The sequence below is a fragment of the Cupriavidus sp. SZY C1 genome (assembly GCF_032190535.1).
GTDB classification, from domain to species: domain Bacteria; phylum Pseudomonadota; class Gammaproteobacteria; order Burkholderiales; family Burkholderiaceae; genus Cupriavidus; species Cupriavidus pauculus_C.
This window is the reverse complement of the sequence record NZ_JAUANU010000001.1, coordinates 48221-69404: the sequence shown is the minus strand read 5'-3', so window position 1 is coordinate 69404 and position 21184 is coordinate 48221. Positions and strand designations below refer to the sequence as shown.

General features: G+C 69.8%; 19 protein-coding genes and 1 tRNA gene. 10 read left to right on the top strand and 10 right to left on the bottom strand.

The annotated features are described in order from the left end of the window. Positions 1 to 98: 98 nt before the first annotated feature. The 3 genes from QTN24_RS00310 to QTN24_RS00300 all read left to right on the top strand — a co-directional run bounded on the left by QTN24_RS00310 (position 99) and on the right by QTN24_RS00300 (position 3615). Positions 99 to 1307 (top strand): acyl-CoA dehydrogenase family protein, encoded by a 1209-nt coding sequence (locus tag QTN24_RS00310; protein WP_313834963.1) that lies wholly within the window; start codon positions 99 to 101, stop codon positions 1305 to 1307. An 89-nt stretch (positions 1308 to 1396) separates the two neighbouring features. After that, the gene (locus QTN24_RS00305; RefSeq protein ID WP_313834962.1) at positions 1397 to 2008 is read left to right on the top strand and encodes a cysteine dioxygenase; all 612 of its coding nucleotides are present in this window, start codon (positions 1397 to 1399) and stop codon (positions 2006 to 2008) included. 5 nt (positions 2009 to 2013) lie between these two features. Then, positions 2014 to 3615 (top strand): rhodanese-related sulfurtransferase, encoded by a 1602-nt coding sequence (locus QTN24_RS00300; protein ID WP_313834961.1) that lies wholly within the window; start codon positions 2014 to 2016, stop codon positions 3613 to 3615. A gap of 24 nt (positions 3616 to 3639) precedes the next feature. On the opposite strand, the gene QTN24_RS00295 is transcribed toward QTN24_RS00300, so the two are convergent. From QTN24_RS00295 to QTN24_RS00270, 6 genes are all read right to left on the bottom strand, one after another. Next, positions 3640 to 4104 (bottom strand): MEKHLA domain-containing protein, encoded by a 465-nt coding sequence (locus QTN24_RS00295; protein WP_409558959.1) that lies wholly within the window; start codon positions 4102 to 4104, stop codon positions 3640 to 3642. A gap of 5 nt (positions 4105 to 4109) precedes the next feature. After that, positions 4110 to 4331: a hypothetical protein gene (locus QTN24_RS00290; protein ID WP_124683888.1), complete on the bottom strand. Its 222-nt coding sequence runs from the start codon at positions 4329 to 4331 to the stop codon at positions 4110 to 4112. Between the two features lie 334 nt (positions 4332 to 4665). Beyond that, a complete protein-coding gene (locus tag QTN24_RS00285) occupies positions 4666 to 5031 on the bottom strand; it encodes a response regulator (protein WP_124683889.1) in 366 nt (121 codons plus the stop codon). Between the two features lie 20 nt (positions 5032 to 5051). After that, on the bottom strand, positions 5052 to 5591 hold the full coding sequence (locus QTN24_RS00280; RefSeq protein WP_253699814.1) for a hypothetical protein: 540 nt from the start codon (positions 5589 to 5591) through the stop codon (positions 5052 to 5054). Further along, positions 5588 to 6304 (bottom strand): methyl-accepting chemotaxis protein, encoded by a 717-nt coding sequence (locus QTN24_RS00275; protein WP_313834960.1) that lies wholly within the window; start codon positions 6302 to 6304, stop codon positions 5588 to 5590. The genes QTN24_RS00280 and QTN24_RS00275 overlap by 4 nt, the downstream gene beginning before the upstream one ends. Before the next feature lie 54 nt (positions 6305 to 6358). Then, positions 6359 to 8734: an ATP-binding protein gene (locus QTN24_RS00270; RefSeq protein WP_313834959.1), complete on the bottom strand. Its 2376-nt coding sequence runs from the start codon at positions 8732 to 8734 to the stop codon at positions 6359 to 6361. Positions 8735 to 8993: 259 nt separating this feature from the next. Here QTN24_RS00270 and QTN24_RS00265 point away from each other — a divergent pair, with 259 nt between their 5' ends. Continuing rightward, positions 8994 to 9788, top strand: coding sequence for an aminoglycoside adenylyltransferase family protein (locus tag QTN24_RS00265; protein WP_313835372.1), 795 nt, complete (start codon positions 8994 to 8996; stop codon positions 9786 to 9788). 68 nt (positions 9789 to 9856) lie between these two features. Here QTN24_RS00265 and QTN24_RS00260 read toward each other — a convergent pair. The 4 genes from QTN24_RS00260 to QTN24_RS00245 form a co-directional block, all read right to left on the bottom strand. Next, positions 9857 to 9931 (bottom strand) — tRNA-Val (locus QTN24_RS00260). A gap of 127 nt (positions 9932 to 10058) precedes the next feature. Further along, positions 10059 to 10796, bottom strand: a complete 738-nt coding sequence (dnaQ, locus tag QTN24_RS00255) for a DNA polymerase III subunit epsilon (RefSeq protein WP_313834958.1) — start codon at positions 10794 to 10796, stop codon at positions 10059 to 10061. 55 nt (positions 10797 to 10851) lie between these two features. Continuing rightward, on the bottom strand, positions 10852 to 11289 hold the full coding sequence (rnhA, locus tag QTN24_RS00250) for a ribonuclease HI (protein WP_124683893.1): 438 nt from the start codon (positions 11287 to 11289) through the stop codon (positions 10852 to 10854). Positions 11290 to 11314: 25 nt separating this feature from the next. After that, positions 11315 to 12115 carry a class I SAM-dependent methyltransferase gene (locus QTN24_RS00245; protein ID WP_124683894.1) on the bottom strand — a complete coding sequence of 267 codons (801 nt, stop codon included), beginning with the start codon at positions 12113 to 12115 and terminating at the stop codon, positions 11315 to 11317. 10 nt (positions 12116 to 12125) lie between these two features. On the opposite strand from QTN24_RS00245, the gene gloB reads away from it, so the two are divergent. From gloB to QTN24_RS00215, 6 genes are all read left to right on the top strand, one after another. Beyond that, a complete protein-coding gene (gene gloB / locus QTN24_RS00240; protein WP_313834957.1) occupies positions 12126 to 12926 on the top strand; it encodes a hydroxyacylglutathione hydrolase in 801 nt (266 codons plus the stop codon). A 177-nt stretch (positions 12927 to 13103) separates the two neighbouring features. Further along, positions 13104 to 14807 carry a transglycosylase SLT domain-containing protein gene (locus QTN24_RS00235; protein ID WP_313834956.1) on the top strand — a complete coding sequence of 568 codons (1704 nt, stop codon included), beginning with the start codon at positions 13104 to 13106 and terminating at the stop codon, positions 14805 to 14807. Between the two features lie 187 nt (positions 14808 to 14994). Beyond that, the gene (locus tag QTN24_RS00230) at positions 14995 to 16884 is read left to right on the top strand and encodes a propionate--CoA ligase (protein WP_124683897.1); all 1890 of its coding nucleotides are present in this window, start codon (positions 14995 to 14997) and stop codon (positions 16882 to 16884) included. A gap of 214 nt (positions 16885 to 17098) precedes the next feature. Beyond that, entirely contained in the window at positions 17099 to 19474 is a 2376-nt protein-coding gene (locus tag QTN24_RS00225) for a bifunctional salicylyl-CoA 5-hydroxylase/oxidoreductase (protein ID WP_313834955.1), read from the top strand. A 2-nt stretch (positions 19475 to 19476) separates the two neighbouring features. Further along, positions 19477 to 20271: an SDR family NAD(P)-dependent oxidoreductase gene (locus tag QTN24_RS00220; RefSeq protein ID WP_313834954.1), complete on the top strand. Its 795-nt coding sequence runs from the start codon at positions 19477 to 19479 to the stop codon at positions 20269 to 20271. Between the two features lie 54 nt (positions 20272 to 20325). Beyond that, positions 20326 to 21177: an enoyl-CoA hydratase family protein gene (locus QTN24_RS00215; protein WP_313834953.1), complete on the top strand. Its 852-nt coding sequence runs from the start codon at positions 20326 to 20328 to the stop codon at positions 21175 to 21177. The last annotated feature ends 7 nt before the right edge of the window (positions 21178 to 21184 follow it).

The following is a 21184-nucleotide window of genomic DNA, read 5'->3' as shown; positions in this document are numbered from 1 at the left end:
GGACGCGGGTCGATATGCGATATGGGTCGTTACGCGGGGCCGGGCGCCGGGGGTACGCTTGTCGGCCACGTTGCCATCCCCCATCAGGAAGACCCTTCATGTCCGCGTCATCGCTGCATCGCCTGCCCACCCCCGCCGCCCGCCTGGACGACGTGCTGGCCGACCTGTCCGCGCGCTTTGCCGCCCGCGCCGCCCATCACGACGAGACCGGCGCCTTTCCGCACGAGCACTTCGCCCGGTTGCACGCCAGCGGGCTGGTGTCGCACGTGGTGCCGGCCGCGCACGGTGGCGGCGAGGCCGGGCTGGCCGAGGCGCGGCGCGTGATTGCGGCGGTGGCCGGCGGCGATGCCGCCACGGCGCTGGTGCTGACGATGACCTACCTGCAGCATCGCGCCATCGGCCGGGGCGATTCGCGCTGGCCAGACGCCGTGCGCGAGCAGGTGTTCCGCAGCGCGGTGGCGTCGGGCGCGCTGATCAATTCGCTGCGCGTGGAGCCGGAACTGGGCTCGCCGTCGCGCGGCGGGCTGCCGGCCACGGTGGCGATGCGCGTGGGCGACCGCTGGCGGCTCAGCGGCCACAAGCTCTACACCACCGGCATCCCGGCGCTGCAATGGCTGGCCGTCTGGGCCCGCACGCACGAGCCGGAGCCGCGCGTCGGCTTCTTCCTCGTGCCGAAGCCGGCTGCCGACACGCCCGGCATCCGCGTGATCGAAAGCTGGCACCACATGGGCTTGCGCGCGTCGGGCAGCCACGAGGTGGTGTTCGAGGACGTCTGGATCCCGCTGGAAAACGCGGTCGATATCCGGCCGCCCGCGGCCTGGGCGCCCACGTCTGGCAGCCAGGCCGATTTCGATGCCAGCGCGGACCAGCAGGCGTGGATGGTGACGCTGCTGGGCAGCCTGTACGACGCCGTGGCGCGCGCCGGCGTGGACTGGGTGCGGCAGTTCGTCAGCGAGCGCGTGCCGAGCGGGCTGGGCCAGCCGCTGGCCACGCTGGCGCGCGTGCAGGAAGCGGTGGGCGAGATGGCCGCGCTGCTGCGCACCAACCGCGTGCTGCTGGACGACCTGGCGGCGCAGGCCGACGCGGGCACGCCGCCGTCGCCGGCCGACAGCGGGCTGGTCAAGTACACGGTCACGTCCAACGCGATCCGCGCGGTGGAACTGGCGCTGCAGCTATCGGGCAACCACGGCCTGAGCCGGCACAACCCGCTGGAACGCCACTATCGCGACGTGCTCTGCAGCCGCATCCACACGCCGCAGAACGACGCCATCCTGACCGCCGCCGGCCGCGCCGCGCTGGGCCGCTGAGCCCGCGCCGCGCGTCCGCCATCGTGCTATGGTTGGGGTCGATTCGCCGCAACCGCAGACGGTGAACGTCCTTTTCCGGAGACACGCCCATGGCTGAGACGCTTCCTGCCGCGCAACGGCTGGCGCCGCTACGCGACTTCATCACGGCATTTTCCGCGCTGCTCGACACGCACCCGGACGAGCCGCGCATCCTCGACGCCGGCGGCAAGCTGCTGGCGAAGCTGGTGGCGCGCGACGACTGGCTGCCCGACGCCTACGCGCAGCCGCACCCCGAGTTCTATCAGCAGATGCTGCTGCACTGCGATTCGGCCGAGCGGTTCTCGATCGTCAGCTTTGTCTGGGGGCCGGGCCAGCGCACGCCGATCCACGACCACACGGTGTGGGGCCTGATCGGCATGCTGCGCGGCGCCGAGTACGCGCAGCCGTATGCGGTGGACGCCGACGGCGTGCCGTGCCCGCACGGCGAGGCGGTGCGGCTGGCGCCGGGGCAGGTGGAGGCGGTGTCGCCGACGGTGGGCGACATCCACCGCGTGCACAACGCGTTCGACGACCGCGTGTCGATCAGCATCCACGTCTACGGCGCCAACATCGGCGCGGTGCGGCGCCACGTCTACCCCGATGCCGGCGGCACCAAGACCTTCATTTCCGGCTATTCCAACGCCACCCTGCCCAATCCCTGGGACCGCTCCAAGGACGCCTGACCCTCATGACCGATCACCACCCGCCATTCCCCGTCACCCCCAGCCTGGCCGTGCGCCAGGCGCTGCTCGACCGCGCCGAGATCGCGCTGATCGACGTGCGCGAGGAAGACCCGTTCGCGCAGCAGCACCCGCTCTGGGCGGCCAACTTTCCGCTGTCGCGGATCGAACTCGATGCCTGGACGCGCATCCCGCGCCGCGACACGCGCATCGTCGTCTACGGCACCCACGATGGCGAGGACCTGGCCCCGCGCGCGGCGGCGCGGCTGCGTGCGCTGGGCTACACCGACGTGTCGCTGCTCGATGGCGGGCTCGATGCCTGGATCGCGGCCGGCGGCGAGGTGTTCCGCGACGTCAACGTGCCGAGCAAGTCGTTCGGCGAACTGGTGGAGGCGCGGCGGCACACGCCGTCGCTGAGCGCGCCCGAGGTGCAGGCGCTGATCGACAGCCAGGCCGACGTGGTGATCGTCGATGCGCGCCGCTTCGACGAATACCAGACCATGAACATCCCGACGTCGACCAGCCTGCCGGGCGCGGAACTGGTGCTGCGCATCCGCGAGCTGGCGCCGGACCCGCGCACGCAGGTCATCGTCAACTGCGCGGGGCGCACGCGCAGCATCATCGGCACGCAGTCGCTGGTCAACGCCGGCATTCCGAACCCGGTGGCCGCGCTGCGCAACGGCACGATCGGCTGGACGCTGGCGGGCCAGACGCTCGCCCACGGCGCCAGCCGCCGCGCGCCGGCCCAGGTGGAGGCGGCCAATCTGGCGCAGGCGCGCGAGGGCGCGCGGGCGATTGCCGAGCGCGCCGGCGTGCGGCGCATCGCGCTGGATGGGCTGGCGTCGCTGACGGCGCCGGCCCGAACGGTCTACCGCTTCGACGTGCGCACGCCCGAGGAATATGCCGACGGCCATCTGCCCGGCTTTGCCAGCGCGCCGGGCGGCCAGCTGGTGCAGGAAACCGATCACCAGGCGCCGGTGCGGGGCGCGCGGATCGTGCTGGCCGACGACGATGGCGTGCGGGCCAACATGACCGGATCGTGGCTCGCGCAGATGGGGTGGGAGGTCTACGTGGTGGACGGCGCGACGGCGGCCGACCGGGCCGAACGCGGCACGCCGGCGCCGCATCATCCGGCGCCGCCCGAGGTGGCCACCGTGGCACCGGCCACGCTGGCCGGCTGGCTCGACGCCGGCGATGCGGCCGTGATCGACGTGACGACCAGCGCCAACTATGTCAAGCGGCACATCCCGGGCGCGTGGTTTGCCATCCGCGCCCAGCTGAAGCAGGCGCTGGCGGTCATCCGGCCGGCCCGCCGGCTGGTGCTGACCTGCGGATCGAGCCTGCTGGCGCGTTTTGCGGCGGCGGACCTGCGCGGGCTGACCGATGCCGAGGTGTTCGTGCTGGAAGGCGGCACCGCGGCGTGGGCCGCGGCTGGGCTGCCGGTGGAAGCCGGCGAGACGCGGCTGGCCGTGCCGCGCACGGACCGCTATCGCCGGCCGTACGAGGGCACCGACAATGCGGCGGCCGCCATGCAGGCGTACCTGGACTGGGAATTCGGCCTCATCGCGCAGCTGGAGCGCGACGGCACCCACTTCTTCGACGTGGCCTGAGCGCCGGGCCCCACGCGCGGCCGGTCAGAGGTCGCGCGTGCGGGGGATGACCACCGCCTGGCCGTGCAGCACGCCGTCGGCGTCGATCATCTGCCACAGCGTGGCTTCCTTGATCATGAAACGCCGGCCAGCCTTGGTGATCCGCACGCCCTTGTAGCCGGACTCGTAGCCCTGCCGCTGCACACGCTCCAGAAAGCGCTGGCGCTCCTCGCGGTTCGGCGCCTCGGCCGACAGCCGCGACGGCAGGCGGGTAATCTCGTCCCAGTCATAGCCGAAGCGCCGCTGCGCGGCCTTGTTGCCGTAGACGAAGACCGGATCGGCGGCGGTGTTGTGGGCCAGCACGGCAAACGGGGCGTCTTCGTAGAGCCAGTGCATCGCGTCGGCCGGTGACATCGGCTGGGGCACCAGCGGCTTGCCGAGGATGCGCGCGTGGCTGTCGGCCAGCAGCGCGTAGAAATTAGGATCGCTGTGGCGGGGCAGCATCGCCATCGGGATCAGGCCGCGCCGCCGAAGTCTGCAAACACGCGCGCCTGCACGGCTTCCATCACACCCAGCGCCCGCGCATCGGCAGCCGGGCTGGCGGTCACGCCGGTGGCGTCCTTCGGCTTGGCGCCGACCGGGTAGAACACGAAGCTCGCCCCGAAATCCTTGCCCGCTTCCCGCGCAAGCTGGCGGTTCAATGCCTTGAGGTACTTCTTCTTGTCTGCCTTTGTCATTGTTTGGGTCCTGGGTGAGAGGGGTGATGTTTTCGGCGCTTTTTTGGGCGATGGATGGGGCGGATAGCCGTTTGACGAGTGGCTATGGTAGTGGGCAATGCGGGGGTGGGCAATTAGCTGTTGGTTTATGGGGGTGGTTGGACGGGGCGGTGGGTGTTGTGCGGCTGGCCCTCTCCCCCGGCCCCTCTCCCGCGCGCGGGAGAGGGGAGAAAACCATGGGCTACGGCGCGGGTAATGCCGGGGGGTTGCTCCCCTCTCCCGCCTGCGGGAGAGGGGTCGGGGGAGAGGGCAAGCGCTTCAACCTGCCAACCATCCCTCGCCACCATCCAACCCATCACCCCGCCAGCTTTCGCAACCCCTCCAGCACGGCCGTGCCCTTGAACGGCTTGACGATCCAGCCCTTGACGCCGGCGGCCTTGCCGCGGTCCTTCATGGCCTGGCTGCTCTCGGTGGTCAGCATCACCACGTTCACCGTCGGGTTGGCCAGTTCGCTGCGGATTTTCTCGACCATGGTCAGGCCGTCCATGTTGGGCATGTTGACGTCGCTGATGACGAGCCGGATGCCGGGGTCGGCCTTGAGCCGGGACAGGCCGTCCTTGCCGTCGACGGCGGTCTGCACGTCCAGCCCGTTGCCGCGCAGGAAGCCGGCTACCTCGTCGCGCACGGCGCTTGAATCGTCCACTACCAGAATCCTTGCCAAGATGGTTTCTCCAAAGGGGGTCAGAACAGTTCCAGTTCGCCGTCGGTGGTCGCTTCCTCGGCGTCGGGCGCCACGTGGAAGTCGACCGGCACGCGCGTGAACAGGCACATCGTCACGGCCACGTGGACGGCCGGGCCGATCACGACGTCGAAGTCGGCGCGGTGGTCGGGGTGCAGGCTGTCCACGTGCCGCAAGCAGGCGGCGTCCAGCACGTAGGGCGTGGACATGCCCAGGTCCGGGAAATGCCGGCCGAGGTCCTGGTTGATCGCGCCGCAGCAGAGGTTGCCGCGTTCCAGCAGCGCGTCGCGCAGGTCGCCGGTGGCCGCGTAGTAGCCGGCGGTGGCCGGGTCGTCGCCAAAGCGCAGGAACAGCATGTAGCGGAAGCCCATCGACGCGATCGTGAGCACCACCACGCTGCCGGCCGCGTCACCCGTTGCCGGGGGCGCGTCGGTGATCGTGCATGGGTCGCCGGCGTCGAGCACCAGCCGGGACCGTACCGCGCGGTGCAGCACGTGCGCCAGGCTGTGCCGCGCCTGGGCGCTGATCAGGTCCGCGCTCACGGGCAGGCCGCCTCGAACTGATCGGCCAGCAGTGCCACGCTGGCCAGCGCGGCGGTCACCATCTTGCCGCCGGCCTGGATGTCCTGGAACGTGGCCGTGGTAATCAGGTCGCTCTGGTGCAGGCTGTCGCCATAGCTCTTCGACAGCGCCTCGGAGCGCGCCGCCAGCGCGCGGACCTCGCTGGCCACCACGCCAAAGCCGCGCCCGGCCGCGCCCGCGCGGGCCGCCTCGATCGACGCGTTCAGCGACACGATGACCACGTGCCGGACGATGGCCGACAGCTCCAGGTTCTGCGCGTGCATGGCCCGGTTGCTGGCCATCAGCGCGATCATGTGCGCGTGCCAGCGTTCGAACGTCGTGGCCAGCCCGCGCAGCCGCGTGGTTTCCTCGGCGATGCGGCGCGCCTGCCGCTGCGCGTCGGCCTGGCGCTGGCGGCTGGCGGCCAGGTCGGCGTCGCGTTGCGCCAGCGTCGCTGCGTGGCCGGCGGCCTGGGCCCGCAGGCGATCGATCTCGTCCTGCAGGGCCTGCCGCGCCTGCTCGGCGGCGTCCAGGCGGGCGCCCAGGTCCGCGTGATCCTGTTGCAGCCGTGCCAGCGCCGCCTCGCGCCCGGCCTGCGCCAGCGCCGCCGTCCGCGCGCCGCGCCGCCACGCCAGCCACGCCGGCACCGCCACGATTGCCGCGCCCAGCAGCGCCCCTATCAAATACTCACCCATGCTGCGTGTTCCTCGTCCTGATCCTGAATGCTGATGCCGGCCAGCGCGGGCGGGCTACAGCGGCATCGGCGCCGGCGTCTCGGCCAGCACGGCGACGCTGTCGACGGCAAAGCGTTCCGGCAGGCTGACCACGGTCTGGAACTGCCGGAACGGCGCGCCGGCGTGGGCGTCCGTGAAGCGCAGCGCGATGCTGCCGCCCGAGCGGGCCAGGAACTCGCGCACGGCGTCCATGCCGACGCCGCGGCCCGAGATCGTCGTGACCGTATCGGCCGTCGAGAAGCCCGGGCGGAAGATGAGCTGCGCGAGCGCGTCGTCGCCGGGCGTGGTGTCCGGGGCAATCCAGCCGCGTGCCACGGCCGTGGCGCGGATCTTGTCGAGCGCCAGCCCGCGGCCATCGTCGGCCACGGTGATCTGCAGCGCCTGCTGGTCCACGCCGGCCTCGATGACAATGCGGCCCGCCGCCGGCTTGCCGGCCGCCAGCCGCGCCGGGGCCGGTTCGATGCCGTGGTCGATGGCGTTGCGCAGCAGGTGCGTCAGCACGTTTTCCAGCATGCCGGTGACCTCGGCGCGCAGCCGGTAGCCGTTGTCCTGGATGCTGACCTCGGGCGCGGCCTTGCCCAGTTCGGCCGCCAGCGAGGGCAGGGCGTCGACCACGGGCGCCACTACTTCGGCCAGGCTCGTGGCGTCCAGCACGCGCAGGATGCGGTGCACGGCCGCCCGCATCGACAGCAGCTCGGCCAGGCTGTCCGTGGGCGTGGTTTCCAGCAGGTGCAGGCTCTGGCGGATGCGCTGCAGCTCGGCGTCGGCCAGCCGTGCGGCCTCCTGTGCCGGCGTGGCGCGGCCGCGGCCCTTGCGGCCGAGCTTGTCCTCGCTGATGGTGGCGTAGCGGCTCAGTGTGTCGCGCACGCGCGCCACGTCGCTCAGCAGCGCGTCGGGGTTCCACTCGCCGGCCTCGCGCTCCAGGTTGCGCAGCAGTTCCAGCCGCTGTTCGGCCTCGTGCACCACGTCGGTCAGATGCTGGAGCTTGTAGGTGCGCGCGTTGCCCTTGATCGTGTGCATGTTGCGGAACAGCGCGGCAATGGCGGCGTTGTCGGCCTCGGTGGCCTGCCGGATGATGTGCTCGTTCTCGTGCACGAAGCCGTGGGCCGTGTCCATGAACTGGTGGAATTTCTCTTCGCTGACGGCCAGGATCTCGCCGATGATCTCCAGGCTGCGGCGCTGCTCGCTGGCCTCGGCGGCCAGTTCGCGGAGCTGCGTGACGTCGCGCACGCAGAGCATCAGCCGGATGATGGTGTCGGCATCGTCGGTGATTGCCGACCAGCTCAGGTCCAGCACCTTGGCCGTGCCGTCGGGCAGGCGTTTTTCGATCTCGGTGGGCAGCAGGTGCTCGTTGAAGACGAAGTTGATGCCGTCCTGGCCCAGGCAGGCGTCGATGGCGGCGTCCACCTGCGCCAGGGCGTCGGCGCCCAGCGGGGTATCGGCGAACACCAGGTCCATGAAACGGCGGCCGGCGATGTCGCCCGTGCCGAAGATCTGCTCCAGGTAGGCCGAGTACTCGGGGTGCACCACGCCGCCCTCGACCACGGTCAGGATGCCCTGCTGCATGTTCTGCAGGATGGCCTGGATGTCGGTGGTCTTCTGGCGCAGCAGCGAGGCGTTTTCCTGGATCCGCTCGATCATCTGGTTGAACGCGGCGATCGAGTGGCCGATCTCGTCCATGCGGCCCACCTCGATGCGGCGCGTGAAGTCCTGGCTGGTGGCAATCTCGCTCATGGTGGCCTGCATGCGCGTGAGCGGGCGGGCGATCTGGCGGTGCAGCAGCCAGCCGATCAGCGTCAGCAGCACCACGGCCGCGCCGCTGACCAGCCCGATGGTGCCGGCCGCGCTGGCCAGCTTGCCGTTCAGCGTGGCGATGGCGTCGTCCTTCTCGCGGTTTTTTTCCACGCGCAGGGTGTCGACGATCTTTTCCATCTCGTCGCGGTAGCGCGCCACGTTGGCGAACAGGAACGCCTGGGCGATCTCGTCGCGGCCGGCGGCCTTCATCTCGGCCGTCTCGCGGATCGCATCGAAGTAGTTGGTCAGGCTTTCGTCGGCCTGGGCCAGCAGGCCCTTCTGCGCGTGCGTGGCGGCGTTGCCGGCCTGCCTGGCCAGCGCGTCGCGCAGGGCTGCCTGGCGGGCCTTGAGGTCGTCCTGCGCCTGCGCCAGCAACTGGGCGTCGGGCGCGTAGACCAGGGTCATGGTGGCCAGCTGGATGTCCTTGACCAGCGACACGACGTCGGCGGATGCCAGCGCGCTGGGCACCACGCCTTCGGTCACCTGTTTGACTTCAGAAGCGCTGGAACGGGTCTGTAGCACCGCGTAGCCGCCAATCGCGGCCAACGCCAGGCACATCAGGACGATCAGCAGCACGATGCGCTGACGAATGGTCATGGCAAAGCTCCCCGGCATTACGAATGTCAAGCCCTTCGGCGAAGGGATTCGGCCTCGCTCTGTGCAAGGCCATCCAACGAATAATGGGCGTGATTATGGGGAGCGCTGTATGACCCCGGCATGACCGGACGGGGCCGGCCGGGCCCCCCGGAGGGAGGGTAGGGGCTGGATATAACGGCCACTCTGGGCTATGGATGATGCTCAGGGTTTGCCGCTTGGCAAGTGACAACAGCTTGAGGAGTAAATGCGAATGATCGGGATGGCGCACGAGTCGATTCCCCCCGAAATTGCCGGGCAGGTACTGCTGGCTTGCGCCGTGATCGCCCGGCACCTTGGCGATACGCTGCGGAGCATCCACCTGTTCGGATCGGCGGTGGAAGGCGGGCTGAAGCCGGGCAGCGATATCGACCTGCTGGTCAGCGTGTCCACCCCGCCAGCCGACGCGGCGCGCCAGGGGCTGCTGCAAGAACTGCTGACGGTCTCCGCGCGCCCCGGCGTGGACGGCGCGTGGCGGCCGCTGGAGGTCACCGTGGTCACGCAAGACGCCGTGGTGCCGTGGCGGCATCCCGCGCGGCGCGAGTTGCAGTTCGGCGAATGGCTGCGCGCCGACCTGCTGGCCGACCGCTTCGAGCCGCCCATGACCGATCCCGACCTGACCCTCCTGCTGACCCAGGCGCGACGGCACAGCGTGGCCGTGGTGGGGCGTCCGGCCAGGGACTGCTTCGACCCCGTGCCGGCCGCCGACTTCGCCGCGGCGCTGCGCGACACGCTGGCCCAGTGGAACGGCCCGGCCGACTGGCAGGGCGACGAACGGAACGTGGTGCTGGCGCTGGCGCGGATCTGGTACAGCGCGGAGACCGGCGATATCGCCGCCAAGGACACGGCCGCCGCATGGCTGCTCGAACGGCTGCCGGCGGACCATCGCCCCGTCCTGGCCGAAGCCCGCGCGGGCTACCTGGGCACATCGTCCGGCCTGCCGCTGGACCCAGCCGCGGTTGCGGCTTTCGTCGGCCATGCGCGGCCGGCGATCGAGAAATTGCTGGGGGAGGGATGAGGCGCGCGCGCCCGTGGGGCGCGGCAAAACAAAAAGCCCAGCATCGCTGCTGGGCTTTTTGATGAAACTGGTGGGTGGTACAGGGATTGAACCTGTGACCCCTGCCGTGTGAAGGCAGTGCTCTACCGCTGAGCTAACCACCCCTGTCTGCTTCGTCACCGTTGTTGCTGGTGTCGTGCAGCGGAGAAACGAGATTATGCCGATGGGGTAATACCTTGTAAAGCCCTTTTTTCAACTTTCTGCGAAAAAGTTGCGGGCGCGGCTGGCGGGCTACTGGACCGTGGTGCCGGCCGGCACTTCGGACGGGACCTCGATCTTCCAGACCGTCTTGCCGCCGCTGGCCTTGTCCAGTTCCTTGAGCACGCCCATGTGGGCCGACAGCTCCGTCTCGGTAGCCAGCAGCACGGGCAGGGTCAGCGCGGACAGGTCGGCCGCGCGGCGGTCTTCGCCGCCGGCGCTGGTGCCGTCGAGCATGTCGATGACCAGCGAGTTCTGGCCGCGCGTCATCGCCAGGTAGACCTCGGCCAGCAGCTCGGCGTCCAGCAGTGCGCCGTGCAGCGTCCGGTGGGCGTTGCTGATGCCCAGGCGGTCGCACAGCGCGTCGAGCGAGTTGCGCTTGCCCGGGAACATCTGGCGCGCCTCGCGCAGGGTGTCGATCACGTTTGCCACGTGGTCGCGGAACGGGGGCAGGTTGTGGAGCTTGAACTCCATCTCCAGGAAGCCCATGTCGAACGCGGCGTTGTGGATGATCAGCTCGGCGTCGCGCACGAACGCCTGGATCTCGTGCATGACCTCGGCAAACTTCGGCTTGTCGGCCAGGAATTCGGCGGTCAGGCCGTGGATGGCCACGGCGTCCTCGGGCACGTCGCGCTCGGGGTTGATGTAGAAGTGCAGGTTGCGCCCGGTCAGGCGCCGGTTGACCAGTTCCACGCAGCCAATTTCGATCAGGCGATCGCCGGTGGCGTGGTTCAGGCCGGTGGTTTCGGTATCGAGAACGATCTGTCGCATGGGGCAGGATTGTAATCGCTGGCGCCGGGGCGCCGGGTGAGGATCTGAGCGGACGTCAGGCGTTGAGCGATTCCACGCCGCGGTTGGCCAGCCGGTCCGCGCGTTCGTTGCCGGGGTGGCCGGCGTGGCCGCGCACCCAGTGCCATTCGATCACGTGCGGCTGGCGCGCTTCGTCCAGCATCTGCCAGAGGTCGGCGTTCTTGACCGGCTTCTTGTCGGCCGTCAGCCAGCCGCGCTTCTTCCAGCCCGAGATCCACTCGCTGATGCCTTTCTGCACGTACTGCGAGTCGGTGTAGATGTTGATGACGCAGGGCCGCTTGAGCGCGCGCAGCGCCTCGATCACGGCCATCAGCTCCATGCGGTTGTTGGTGGTCGGGTTCTCGCCGCCGAACAGTTCTTTCTCGTGGTCGCCGGCGACCAGCACGGCGCCCCAGCCGCCAGGGCCGGGATTGCCCTTGCAGGCGCCGTCGGAATAAATCGTGACTTCTTGCATCGGAAAAAAGTGAGATGGCCCGGCGCTACTGGCCGGGCGGGGTCTTGTGGTGCTTGCCGTGGGTGCCCGTGGGCGTGGCCACCGGCGCCGCCACGGGCGCCAGGGCCGGCTTGGCCGTCTTCCAGGCCGGGCCGACCAGGCGGATGTTCTTGACGCGCTTGACGGCCGAGATCATGTAGACCGAGCCGAAGATGGGCCACCAGCGGTCGCCCGCCTTCTCCATGAACGCGGCGCGCTGCAGCCAGCGCTCGGTGCGGTAGGGCGGGCAGTAGCAGCCAAACCGGCCGCGGATGATCTCGAAGCCCAGCAGCTTGAGCCAGTCCTTGATCCGCACGAAGCCGATGGTCTGGGCGTCGCTGGGCAGGAACGGCGTGGCGCCCAGGCGGTTCAGGCCCTGCCGGGCGCCCCACAGGCTCATGGGGTTGAAGCAGGTCACGACCACGCGCCCTTCCGGCATCAGCACGCGCGACACCTCGCGCAGCACTTCGTGCGGGTCCTCGGAAAATTCCAGGATGTGGGGCAGGGTGACCAGGTCGATACTCTGCGTCTCGAACGGCAGTTCGTCGAAGCGGCACAGCAGCTGGCGGGCGTCGGGGTGCGTCTCGCGCGGGCCGTGCGGGCCGGCGCGGCCGTCCAGCGCCAGCGCCGAGAACGGCATGCGGTTCTCGCGCAGCGTGTCGACGTGGGGCAGGCCCAGTTGCACCGCGTGATAGCCGAAGATGTCCGTCACCGTCCGGTCGTACTGGCGCGATTCCCACTCAAGCATGTACTGCCCGGGCGGCGAGGCGAGCCATTCTTCCCAATCTATAATCGGTCGGTTGGACATAGGAGCACACATGTTGAAAGTGGAGCCGATCCCCGCCTTCCAGGACAACTATATCTGGGCGATCCACGACGGCCAATGCGCCGCCGTGGTGGACCCAGGCGAGGCCGGGCCCGTGGAGCGCTTTCTGGCGCAACGCGGGCTGGCATTGGGCGCTATTGTAATCACCCATCACCACGGCGATCACCAGGGCGGCGTTTCGGACCTGCTGGCGAGCCATCCCGACGGCCCCGACGGCGCCCCGGTGCCGGTCATCGGCCCGGCCGGCGAGCGGATCGGCCACCGCACCCAGGCCGTGCGCGAGGGCGACACCGTGTCGCTGGCCCACCCGGCCGCCACGTTCCGGGTCATCGACGTGCCGGGCCACACGGCCGGCCACGTGGCCTATGCGGGGGACCTGCCGGGCGTGGGCCCGGTGGTGTTCTGCGGCGATACCCTGTTCGCCAGCGGCTGCGGGCGGCTGTTCGAGGGCACGCCGGCGCAGATGCTGGCGTCGCTGGACAAGCTGGCCGCGCTGCCCGGCGACACCCGCGTCTATTGCGCCCACGAGTACACGCGCAGCAACGTCCGCTTTGCGCGGGCCGTGGAGCCGGACAACGCCGCGCTGGGCGCCTGGTCAGACCGGGTAGACGCGCTGCGCCAGGCCGATACCCCCACCGTGCCCACCACGCTGGCCCACGAGCGGGCGGTCAACCCGTTCCTGCGCTCGCGCGAGCCAGCCGTGCGCGCGGCCGTCCAGGCGCAGGGCGGCGACGTCAGCAGCGACGCCGCCGCATTCGGCGCGCTGCGCGGCTGGAAGGACAATTTCCGCTGAGCCGGGCGGCCGGCAGTCGATACATTTCAGACGTTTCTCATCCGTCCGGACGGGCTTGGCCGGCCGTCCAGGTATCGGAAGATGTCCAATTTGCATCTTCGGGAAAATCTCATTGACGTGCCCCGGCCTTTTCCATAGGATCAGGCCAAATTTTTGGCGTCACTTTCAGAGAACTTAATGCGATTTGGTCGATTTCTGGCGGTAGTTGCGTGTGCCGCGCTGCTTGCAGCCTGCGCCGGCACACCCACTCCGCCCGCCGGCGAGATGGCCGGCACGCCGACCGCCCTGGAATCCGGTCCGCCCAAGGACCCGCTCAACACCCTGAACAGCACCGGCCGCGCCGGCTCGCTGGCCGGCGCGCCGGTGGTCAACGTCGACCAGGCCAGCGTGGACTGGCTGCGCGGCCCCTCCGCCGATATCTGGGCCCGCATCCGCAAGGGCTTCACGATGCCGGACCTGGAAGGCACGCTGGTCGACGACCGCACGCAGTGGTATGCCGCGCGCCCCGACTACATGGAACGGATGGTCGGCCGGTCGAGCCGCTACCTGTACCACATCGTGGAAGAGCTGGAGCGCCGCAACATGCCCACCGAGCTGGCGCTGCTGCCGTTCGTGGAGAGCGCGTTCAACCCCCAGGCGGAATCGACGGCCAAGGCGGCCGGCATGTGGCAGTTCATCCCGAGCACGGGCAAGTCCTACAACCTCAAGCAGAACATGTTCCGCGACGAGCGGCGCGACGTGCTGGCGTCCACCGACGCCGCGCTGGACTACCTGTCGCGGCTGCACGATATGTTCGGCGACTGGCACCTGGCGCTGGCGGCCTACAACTGGGGCGAGGGCGCCGTGTCGCGTGCCATCGCACGCAACCAGGCGCGCGGGCTGCCCACCGACTACGCCAGCCTGACCATGCCGAACGAGACGCGCTACTACGTGCCGAAGCTCCAGGCGGTCAAGAACATCATCGCCAACCCGGCCGCGTACGGCGTGAAGCTGCCCGACATTCCCGACCATCCGTACTTCGTCACGGTCACCACGTCGCGCGACATCGACGTGGCGCTGGCGGCCAAGCTGGCCAACATGCCGCTGGACGAGTTCAAGGCGCTGAACCCGTCGTTCAACCGGCCCGTGATCCTGGGCGCGGCCAATCCGCAGATCCTGCTGCCGTTCGACAACGCCGAGCGCTTCCAGTACAACCTCAACACCTACCGGGGCGGCCTGTCGACGTGGACGGCGATCTCGGTGGATAGCCGCGAGCGGGTGGAGGCACTGGCGGCGCGGCTCAATGTCGATGCCGATACCCTGCGCGAGATCAACCGCATCCCCAAGGGCATGCGCCTGAAGGCCGGGTCGACGGTGATGATCCCGCGCACCGAACGCCATGACCGGGACATCAGCGCGTCGCTGGTGGATACCGCGATGCTGGCCGTGGAGCCCGACGTGCCCGACGCCAAGCGCGTGGTCGTCAAGGCGGGCCGGCGCGATACCGTGGTGTCCGTGGCGCGCCGCTACGGCGTGTCGCCCCGGCAGGTGCAGTCGTGGAACAAGCTGTCGGGCAGCAAGCTCGTGGCGGGGCAGAGCCTGGTACTGATGCTGCGGCCCAATTCGGCTGCGGCGGCGCGGGCCGAGCGCGGCGACGATGGCGACGATGCGCCCGCGCGCAGTGCCGCGCGGGGCAAATCGGCCGGCAAGCCGGCGGGCAAGGCGGTTGCGGCCCGGTCGTCGAAAGCCGACAAGGCGGAAAAGGCCGAGCCGCGCAAGCGCGTGGTGGTGGAGGCCACGCCGCGCAAGGCGGCGGCGACCAAGTCCGCCGCCAAGCCGGCGCCGGCCAAGTCGACGTCATCGGCCACGTCGGCCAAGTCCACCAAGGGCCACGCGCGCTAGTTCGCGGCAACCCTGACCCCTGGCTCCAGACGCCCCGGCCCCGCGCCGGGGCGTTTTGTTTTGGGGCGCACGGCGGCGCCGACAAACCGCTTGGCCGCGATGCGGTCATGGTAGATTCTCCAGAAAACAAGGCCGGGCCGAACGCCATCGGCACCGCATTCCGACCATGACAAGCGGAGGAGACACCATGACGGCAAGCCGTGCCCTGCACGCGCGATCCCTGGCCGACAAGGCCGGATTCTGGGCCGAACAGGCCGCGCGGATCGACTGGGAAACCCCGTTCGAACGCGTGCTCGACGACAGCCGCCCGCCGTTCGCGCGCTGGTTCGTCGGCGGGCGCACCAACCTGTGCCACAACGCCGTGGACCGCCACCTGGCCGCGCGTGGCGACCAGCGCGCGCTGGTCTACGTGTCGACCGAGACCGACACCGAGCGCGTCTACACCTACCTGCAACTGCACGACGAAGTGAACCGCATGGCCGCCACGCTGCAGGCGCTGGGCGTGCAGCGCGGCGACCGCGTGCTGGTCTACATGCCGATGATTCCCGAGGCGATGTTCGCGATGCTGGCCTGCGCGCGGATCGGGGCCGTGCACTCGGTGGTGTTCGGCGGGTTTGCGTCGGTCAGCCTGGCCGCGCGCATCGACGATGCCCGGCCGAAGGTGATCGTCAGCGCCGACGCCGGGTCGCGCGCGGGCAAGGTCGTGCCGTACAAGCCGCTGCTGGACGAGGCGATCCGCCTGGCCGGCCATCATCCGGACAAGGTGCTGCTCGTCGACCGCAATCTGGCGGAAATGCCACGTACCGAAGGCCGCGACGAGGACTACGCCGCGTGGCGCGACAAGGTGGCCGGGCAGGTGGTGCCGTGCGTGTGGCTGGAGTCCAGCGAGCCGTCGTACGTGCTCTACACGTCGGGCACCACGGGCAAGCCCAAGGGCGTGCAGCGCGACACCGGCGGCTACGCGGTGGCGCTGGCCACGTCCATGGCGTACATCTTCTGCGGCAAGCCGGGCGACACGATGTTCACGGCATCCGACGTGGGCTGGGTGGTCGGCCACAGCTATATCGTCTACGCGCCGCTGCTGGCCGGCATGACCTCGGTGATGTACGAAGGCACGCCGATCCGGCCCGACGGCGGCATCCTCTGGCGCATCGTGGAGACACATCGCGTCAACATCCTGTTCAGCGCGCCGACGGCCATCCGCGTGCTCAAGAAGCAGGACCCGGCGCTGCTGACCCGCCACGACCTGTCCAGCCTGCGGCTGCTGTTCCTGGCCGGCGAGCCGCTGGACGAGCCCACGGCGCGCTGGATCCAGGACGGCATCGGCAAGCCCGTGGTCGACAACTACTGGCAGACCGAATCGGGCTGGCCGATCATCGCCATCCAGCGCGGCGTGGAGCCGCTGCCGGCCAAGCTGGGCTCGCCGGGCGTGCCGGCCTATGGCTATGACCTGCGCATCGTCGACGAGGTGACCGGCCAGGAATGCCCGCCGAACCAGAAGGGCGTGGTGGCCATCGACTACCCGCTGCCGCCGGGCTGCATGACCACGGTCTGGGGCGACGACGACCGGTTCATCCGCACGTACTGGTCGGCCGTGCCAAACCGCCAGTGCTACTCGACGTTCGACTGGGGCGTGCGCGACGACGACGGCTACGTCTTCATCTTGGGCCGCACCGACGACGTGATCAACGTGGCCGGGCACCGGCTGGGCACGCGCGAGATCGAGGAAAGCCTGTCGTCGCATCCCGGCGTGGCCGAGGTGGCCGTGGTGGGCGTGCAGGACGCGCTGAAAGGGCAGGTGGCGCTGGGCTTCTGCATCGCCCGCGACGCCAGCCGCACCGGCTCCGAGGCGGACCGCCTGGCCTTCGAAGGCGAACTGATGAAGACCGTCGAGCAGCAACTGGGCGCCGTGGCGCGCCCGGCGCGCGTGTTCTTTGTCAATGCGCTGCCCAAGACCCGCTCCGGCAAGCTGCTGCGCCGCGCCATCCAGGCCGTGGCCGAAGGCCGCGACCCGGGCGACCTGACGACGATCGAGGACCCGACCGCGCTGGAGCAGGTGAAGACGGCGCTGGGGTAGGTGAGGACGGCTGGGGTAGGGCGGTAGTCTGTTTCCAGCTCCCCTCTCCCGCGATGCGGGAGAGGGGAGAAAACCCATCGCTATAGCGGGGTGAAGCCCAAAATTCCCTTGCCATCCCGCCCCATTGCCGCCTAATATTTTAAGCATAAAATATTTAACCCTGATGTAGAACGGCGTCCCGGTGTGACGGGCGGGGCGTGCGGGAGATCGACGGATGCGTGTGCTTTGTATTGGTGGCGGCCCGGCGGGCCTGTATTTCGGGCTGCTGATGAAGCTGCAGGACCCGGCCAACGAGGTGGTGGTGGTGGAGCGCAACCGGCCCTACGACACGTTCGGCTGGGGCGTGGTGTTTTCCGATGCCACGCTCGAAAACCTGAAGTCGGCCGACCCCGTCAGCGCGGCCGAGATCAACGCCGCGTTCAACCATTGGGACGACATCGACATCCACATCGGCGGCCGGACCATCCGCTCGGGCGGCCATGGCTTCATCGGCATCGGCCGCAAGCGGCTGCTGAACATCCTGCAGGCGCGCTGCGAGGCACTTGGCGTCAGGCTTGTGTTCGAGACCGACGTGTCCGACGACCAGGCGCTGGCCGCGCAGTACCAGGCCGACCTGGTCATCGCGTCCGACGGCATCAACAGCCGCATCCGCACCCGCTACGCCGAGACCTTCCAGCCCGATATCGACACGCGCCAGTGCCGCTTTGTCTGGCTGGGCACCCACAAGCTGTTCGACGCCTTCACGTTCGCGTTCGAGAAGACCGAGCACGGCTGGTTCCAGGCCCACGCCTACCGGTTCGACGATGACACGTCGACGTTCATCGTCGAGGCGCCCGAGGCCGTCTGGCGTGCCGCCGGCATCGAGCAGATGAGCCAGGAAGACGGCGTGGCCTACTGCGAGAAGCTGTTCGCGCGCTACCTGGACGGCCACCGGCTGATCAGCAACGCCACGCACCTGCGCGGCTCGGCCAACTGGATCCGCTTTCCGCGCGTGATCTGTCATCGCTGGGTGCACTGGAACACGCTGGCCGACGGCCGGCGCGTGCCCGTGGTGCTGATGGGCGATGCGGCGCATACGGCGCATTTCTCGATCGGATCGGGGACCAAGCTGGCGCTGGAGGATGCCATCGACCTGGCAAGCGAGATCGGCGCGCACCGCGCGGCCGGGCTGGACGCGCTGCCCGACGCCCTGGCGCGCTACGAGGCCACGCGCAGCGTGGAGGTGCTGAAGATCCAGAACGCCGCGCGCAATTCGACCGAATGGTTCGAGAACGTCGAGCGCTACGCCGGGCTGGCGCCCGAGCAGTTCGCCTATTCGCTGCTGACGCGCTCGCAGCGCATTTCCCACGAAAACCTGCGCGTGCGCGACGCCGGCTACGTCGACGGCTTCGAGCAATGGCTGGCCGCCCAGGCCGGCGTGCCGCCGGAGACGCTGAACCTGCGCGCCGCCGCCGGCGAGGCCGGGTTGCCGCCGATGTTCACGCCGTTCACGGTGCGCGGCGTGACGCTGAAAAACCGCGTGGTGGTGAGCCCGATGGCGATGTACTCGGCCGTCGACGGCGTGCCCGGCGACTTCCACCTGGTCCACCTGGGCGCCCGCGCGATGGGCGGGGCGGCGATGGTGGTGGCCGAGATGACCTGCGTGTCGCCGGACGCGCGCATCACGCCGGGCTGCCCCGGCCTGTGGAACGACGCCCAGCGCGACGCCTGGCGGCGCATCGTCGATTTCGTCCACGCCAACAGCGACGCCAGGATCGCCATCCAGCTTGGCCATGCCGGGCGCAAGGGCTCCACGCAGGTGGGCTGGGAGCGGATGGACCATCCGCTGCCCGACGGTAACTGGCCGCTCGAATCGGCGTCGGCCTTGCCTTACCTGCCGGGCATCTCGCAGGTGCCGCGCGAGATGACGCGTGCCGACATGGACCGCGTGCGCGACGACTTCGTGGCCAACGCGCGCCGCGCGGCGCAGGCCGGCTTCGACTGGCTGGAACTGCACTGCGCGCACGGCTACCTGCTGTCCAGCTTTATCTCGCCGCTGACCAACGTGCGGACCGACGACTACGGCGGGTCGCTGGCCAACCGGCTGCGCTTTCCGCTGGAGGTCTTTGCCGCGGTGCGGGCCGTCTGGCCGCAGGACAAGCCGATGTCGGTGCGCATCTCGGCGCACGACTGGGTCGACGGCGGCATCACGGCCGACGACGCGGTGGCCATCGCCCGCGCGTTCAAGGCGGCCGGCGCGGACATGATCGACTGCTCGTCGGGCCAGGTCAGCCCGGACCAGACGCCGGTCTACGGCCGGATGTACCAGACGCCGTTCGCGGACCGCATCCGCAACGAGGCCGGCATCCCGACCATTGCGGTGGGTGCCATTTTCGAGGCCGACCACGTCGACAGCATCGTGGCCGCCGGCCGTGCCGACCTGTGCGCGATTGCCCGCCCGCACCTGGCCGACCCGGCGTGGACGCTGCACGAGGCCGCTCGGCTGGGCTACCGCGACGTGGCCTGGCCCCGGCAGTACGTGGCCGGCAAGAAGCAGCTCGAAACCAATCTGGCGCGTGCGGCGGCGTACGCGCAGCAGCCGGGGAAGTGACCATGACACGGGCCTTGCAGGGGCGGCACGCGCTGGTCACCGGCGGCGGGCGCGGCATTGGCGCCGCGATTGCGCGCCGCTTGCTCGAAGACGGCGCCAGCGTGACGCTGGTGGGCCGCGACATGACCGCGCTGGACGCGACGATGCAGGCGCTGGCCGCGTCGGTGGCCGACGGCGCCGCGCTGGGTGCCGCGCCGGCCGACATCACCGACGCCGACGCCGTGTCGGCGGCATTCACCCGGGCCAGCGCGGAACGCGGCCCGGTCACGCTGCTGGTCAACAACGCCGGCCAGGCGCACAGCGCGCCGTTCGGCAAGACCGACGTGGCGCTCTGGCAGCGCATGCTCGACGTGAACCTGACCGGCACGTTCCTGTGCGCGCAGGCCGCGCTGCCGATGATGCTGGCGCAGGGCTGGGGCCGGATCGTCAACGTGGCCAGCACGGCCGGGCTGATCGGCTACGGCTACGTCAGTGCGTACTGCGCGGCCAAGCACGGCGTGATCGGCCTGACCCGGGCGCTGGCGCTGGAACTGGCCGCCAAGGGCATCACGGTCAACGCCGTCTGCCCCGGCTACACCGAAACGGACATCGTGCGCGACGCCGTGGCCAACATCGTCGGCAAGACCGGCCGCACCGAAGCCCAGGCCCGCGCCGAACTGGCCGCCCGCAACCCCCAGAAGCGCCTGGTGCAACCCGAGGAAGTGGCCGACGCCGTGGCCTGGCTGTGCCAGCCCGCCGCATCCGCCATCAACGGGCAGGCCATCCCGGTGGCGGGCGGGGAGGTGATGGCCGGGTGATGCGCGCGCGCACCCGCCCTTCGCAATGACTGGATTCCCAACCCGAGACCTTCCATGACTGACATCGCACTCGACATGCGTCACCACAAGCGGGCCTTTGCCGACTACCAGCCCAGGCATTTCCTGTGGTCGGTGTCGGCCGACGGCAAGGTGGCGACCATCACGCTGAACCGGCCCGAGCGCAAGAACCCGCTGACGTTCGATTCGTACGCCGAGCTGCGCGACCTGTTCCGCGGGCTGGCCTATGCCACTGACATCAAGGCCGTGGTCATCACCGGCGCGGGCGGCAACTACTGCTCGGGCGGCGACGTGCACGAGATCATCGGCCCGCTCACGCAGATGACGATGCCCGAGCTGCTGGATTTCACGCGCATGACCGGCGATCTGGTCAAGGCGATGCGGGCGTGCCCGCAGCCGATTGTCAGCGCCGTCGACGGCATCTGCGCCGGGGCGGGCGCGATGATGGCGCTGGCGTCCGACCTGCGGCTCGGTACCGCGCAGGCAAAGACCGCGTTCCTGTTCGTGCGCGTGGGGCTGGCCGGGGCCGACATGGGCGCCTGCACGCTGCTGCCGCGCATGATCGGGCAGGGCCGCGCCAGCGAATTGCTGTACACGGGCCGGGCGATGAGCGGCGAGGAAGGGCTGCAGTGGGGCTTCTTCAACGCGCTGCATCCGAGCGACGCGGTGCTGGCGCAGGCCCAGGCGCTGGCCGCGCAGATCGCGGCCGGGCCGACGTTCGCGCACGGCGTGACCAAGAAGCTGCTGCACCAGGAATGGAACATGGGCGTGGACGAGGCCATCGAGGCCGAGGCCGAGGCGCAGGCCATCTGCATGCAGACGCGCGACTTCCGGCGCGCCTATGACGCGTTCGTCGCCCGGCAGAAACCCGTCTTCGAAGGCGACTGAGGAGCGC

Bases quoted from the DNA above. Each gene is read 5' to 3' on its own strand.
- QTN24_RS00310 (WP_313834963.1), top strand. From the start codon at position 99: ATGTCCGCGTCATCGCTGCATCGCCTGCCCACCCCCGCCGCCCGCCTG.
- QTN24_RS00305 (WP_313834962.1), top strand. From the start codon at position 1,397: ATGGCTGAGACGCTTCCTGCCGCGCAACGGCTGGCGCCGCTACGCGAC.
- QTN24_RS00300 (WP_313834961.1), top strand. From the start codon at position 2,014: ATGACCGATCACCACCCGCCATTCCCCGTCACCCCCAGCCTGGCCGTG.
- QTN24_RS00295 (WP_409558959.1), bottom strand. From the start codon at position 4,104: ATGGCGATGCTGCCCCGCCACAGCGATCCTAATTTCTACGCGCTGCTG.
- QTN24_RS00290 (WP_124683888.1), bottom strand. From the start codon at position 4,331: ATGACAAAGGCAGACAAGAAGAAGTACCTCAAGGCATTGAACCGCCAG.
- QTN24_RS00275 (WP_313834960.1), bottom strand. From the start codon at position 6,304: ATGGGTGAGTATTTGATAGGGGCGCTGCTGGGCGCGGCAATCGTGGCG.
- QTN24_RS00270 (WP_313834959.1), bottom strand. From the start codon at position 8,734: ATGACCATTCGTCAGCGCATCGTGCTGCTGATCGTCCTGATGTGCCTG.
- QTN24_RS00265 (WP_313835372.1), top strand. From the start codon at position 8,994: ATGGCGCACGAGTCGATTCCCCCCGAAATTGCCGGGCAGGTACTGCTG.
- dnaQ (WP_313834958.1), bottom strand. From the start codon at position 10,796: ATGCGACAGATCGTTCTCGATACCGAAACCACCGGCCTGAACCACGCC.
- rnhA (WP_124683893.1), bottom strand. From the start codon at position 11,289: ATGCAAGAAGTCACGATTTATTCCGACGGCGCCTGCAAGGGCAATCCC.
- QTN24_RS00245 (WP_124683894.1), bottom strand. From the start codon at position 12,115: ATGTCCAACCGACCGATTATAGATTGGGAAGAATGGCTCGCCTCGCCG.
- gloB (WP_313834957.1), top strand. From the start codon at position 12,126: ATGTTGAAAGTGGAGCCGATCCCCGCCTTCCAGGACAACTATATCTGG.
- QTN24_RS00235 (WP_313834956.1), top strand. From the start codon at position 13,104: ATGCGATTTGGTCGATTTCTGGCGGTAGTTGCGTGTGCCGCGCTGCTT.
- QTN24_RS00230 (WP_124683897.1), top strand. From the start codon at position 14,995: ATGACGGCAAGCCGTGCCCTGCACGCGCGATCCCTGGCCGACAAGGCC.
- QTN24_RS00225 (WP_313834955.1), top strand. From the start codon at position 17,099: ATGCGTGTGCTTTGTATTGGTGGCGGCCCGGCGGGCCTGTATTTCGGG.
- QTN24_RS00220 (WP_313834954.1), top strand. From the start codon at position 19,477: ATGACACGGGCCTTGCAGGGGCGGCACGCGCTGGTCACCGGCGGCGGG.
- QTN24_RS00215 (WP_313834953.1), top strand. From the start codon at position 20,326: ATGACTGACATCGCACTCGACATGCGTCACCACAAGCGGGCCTTTGCC.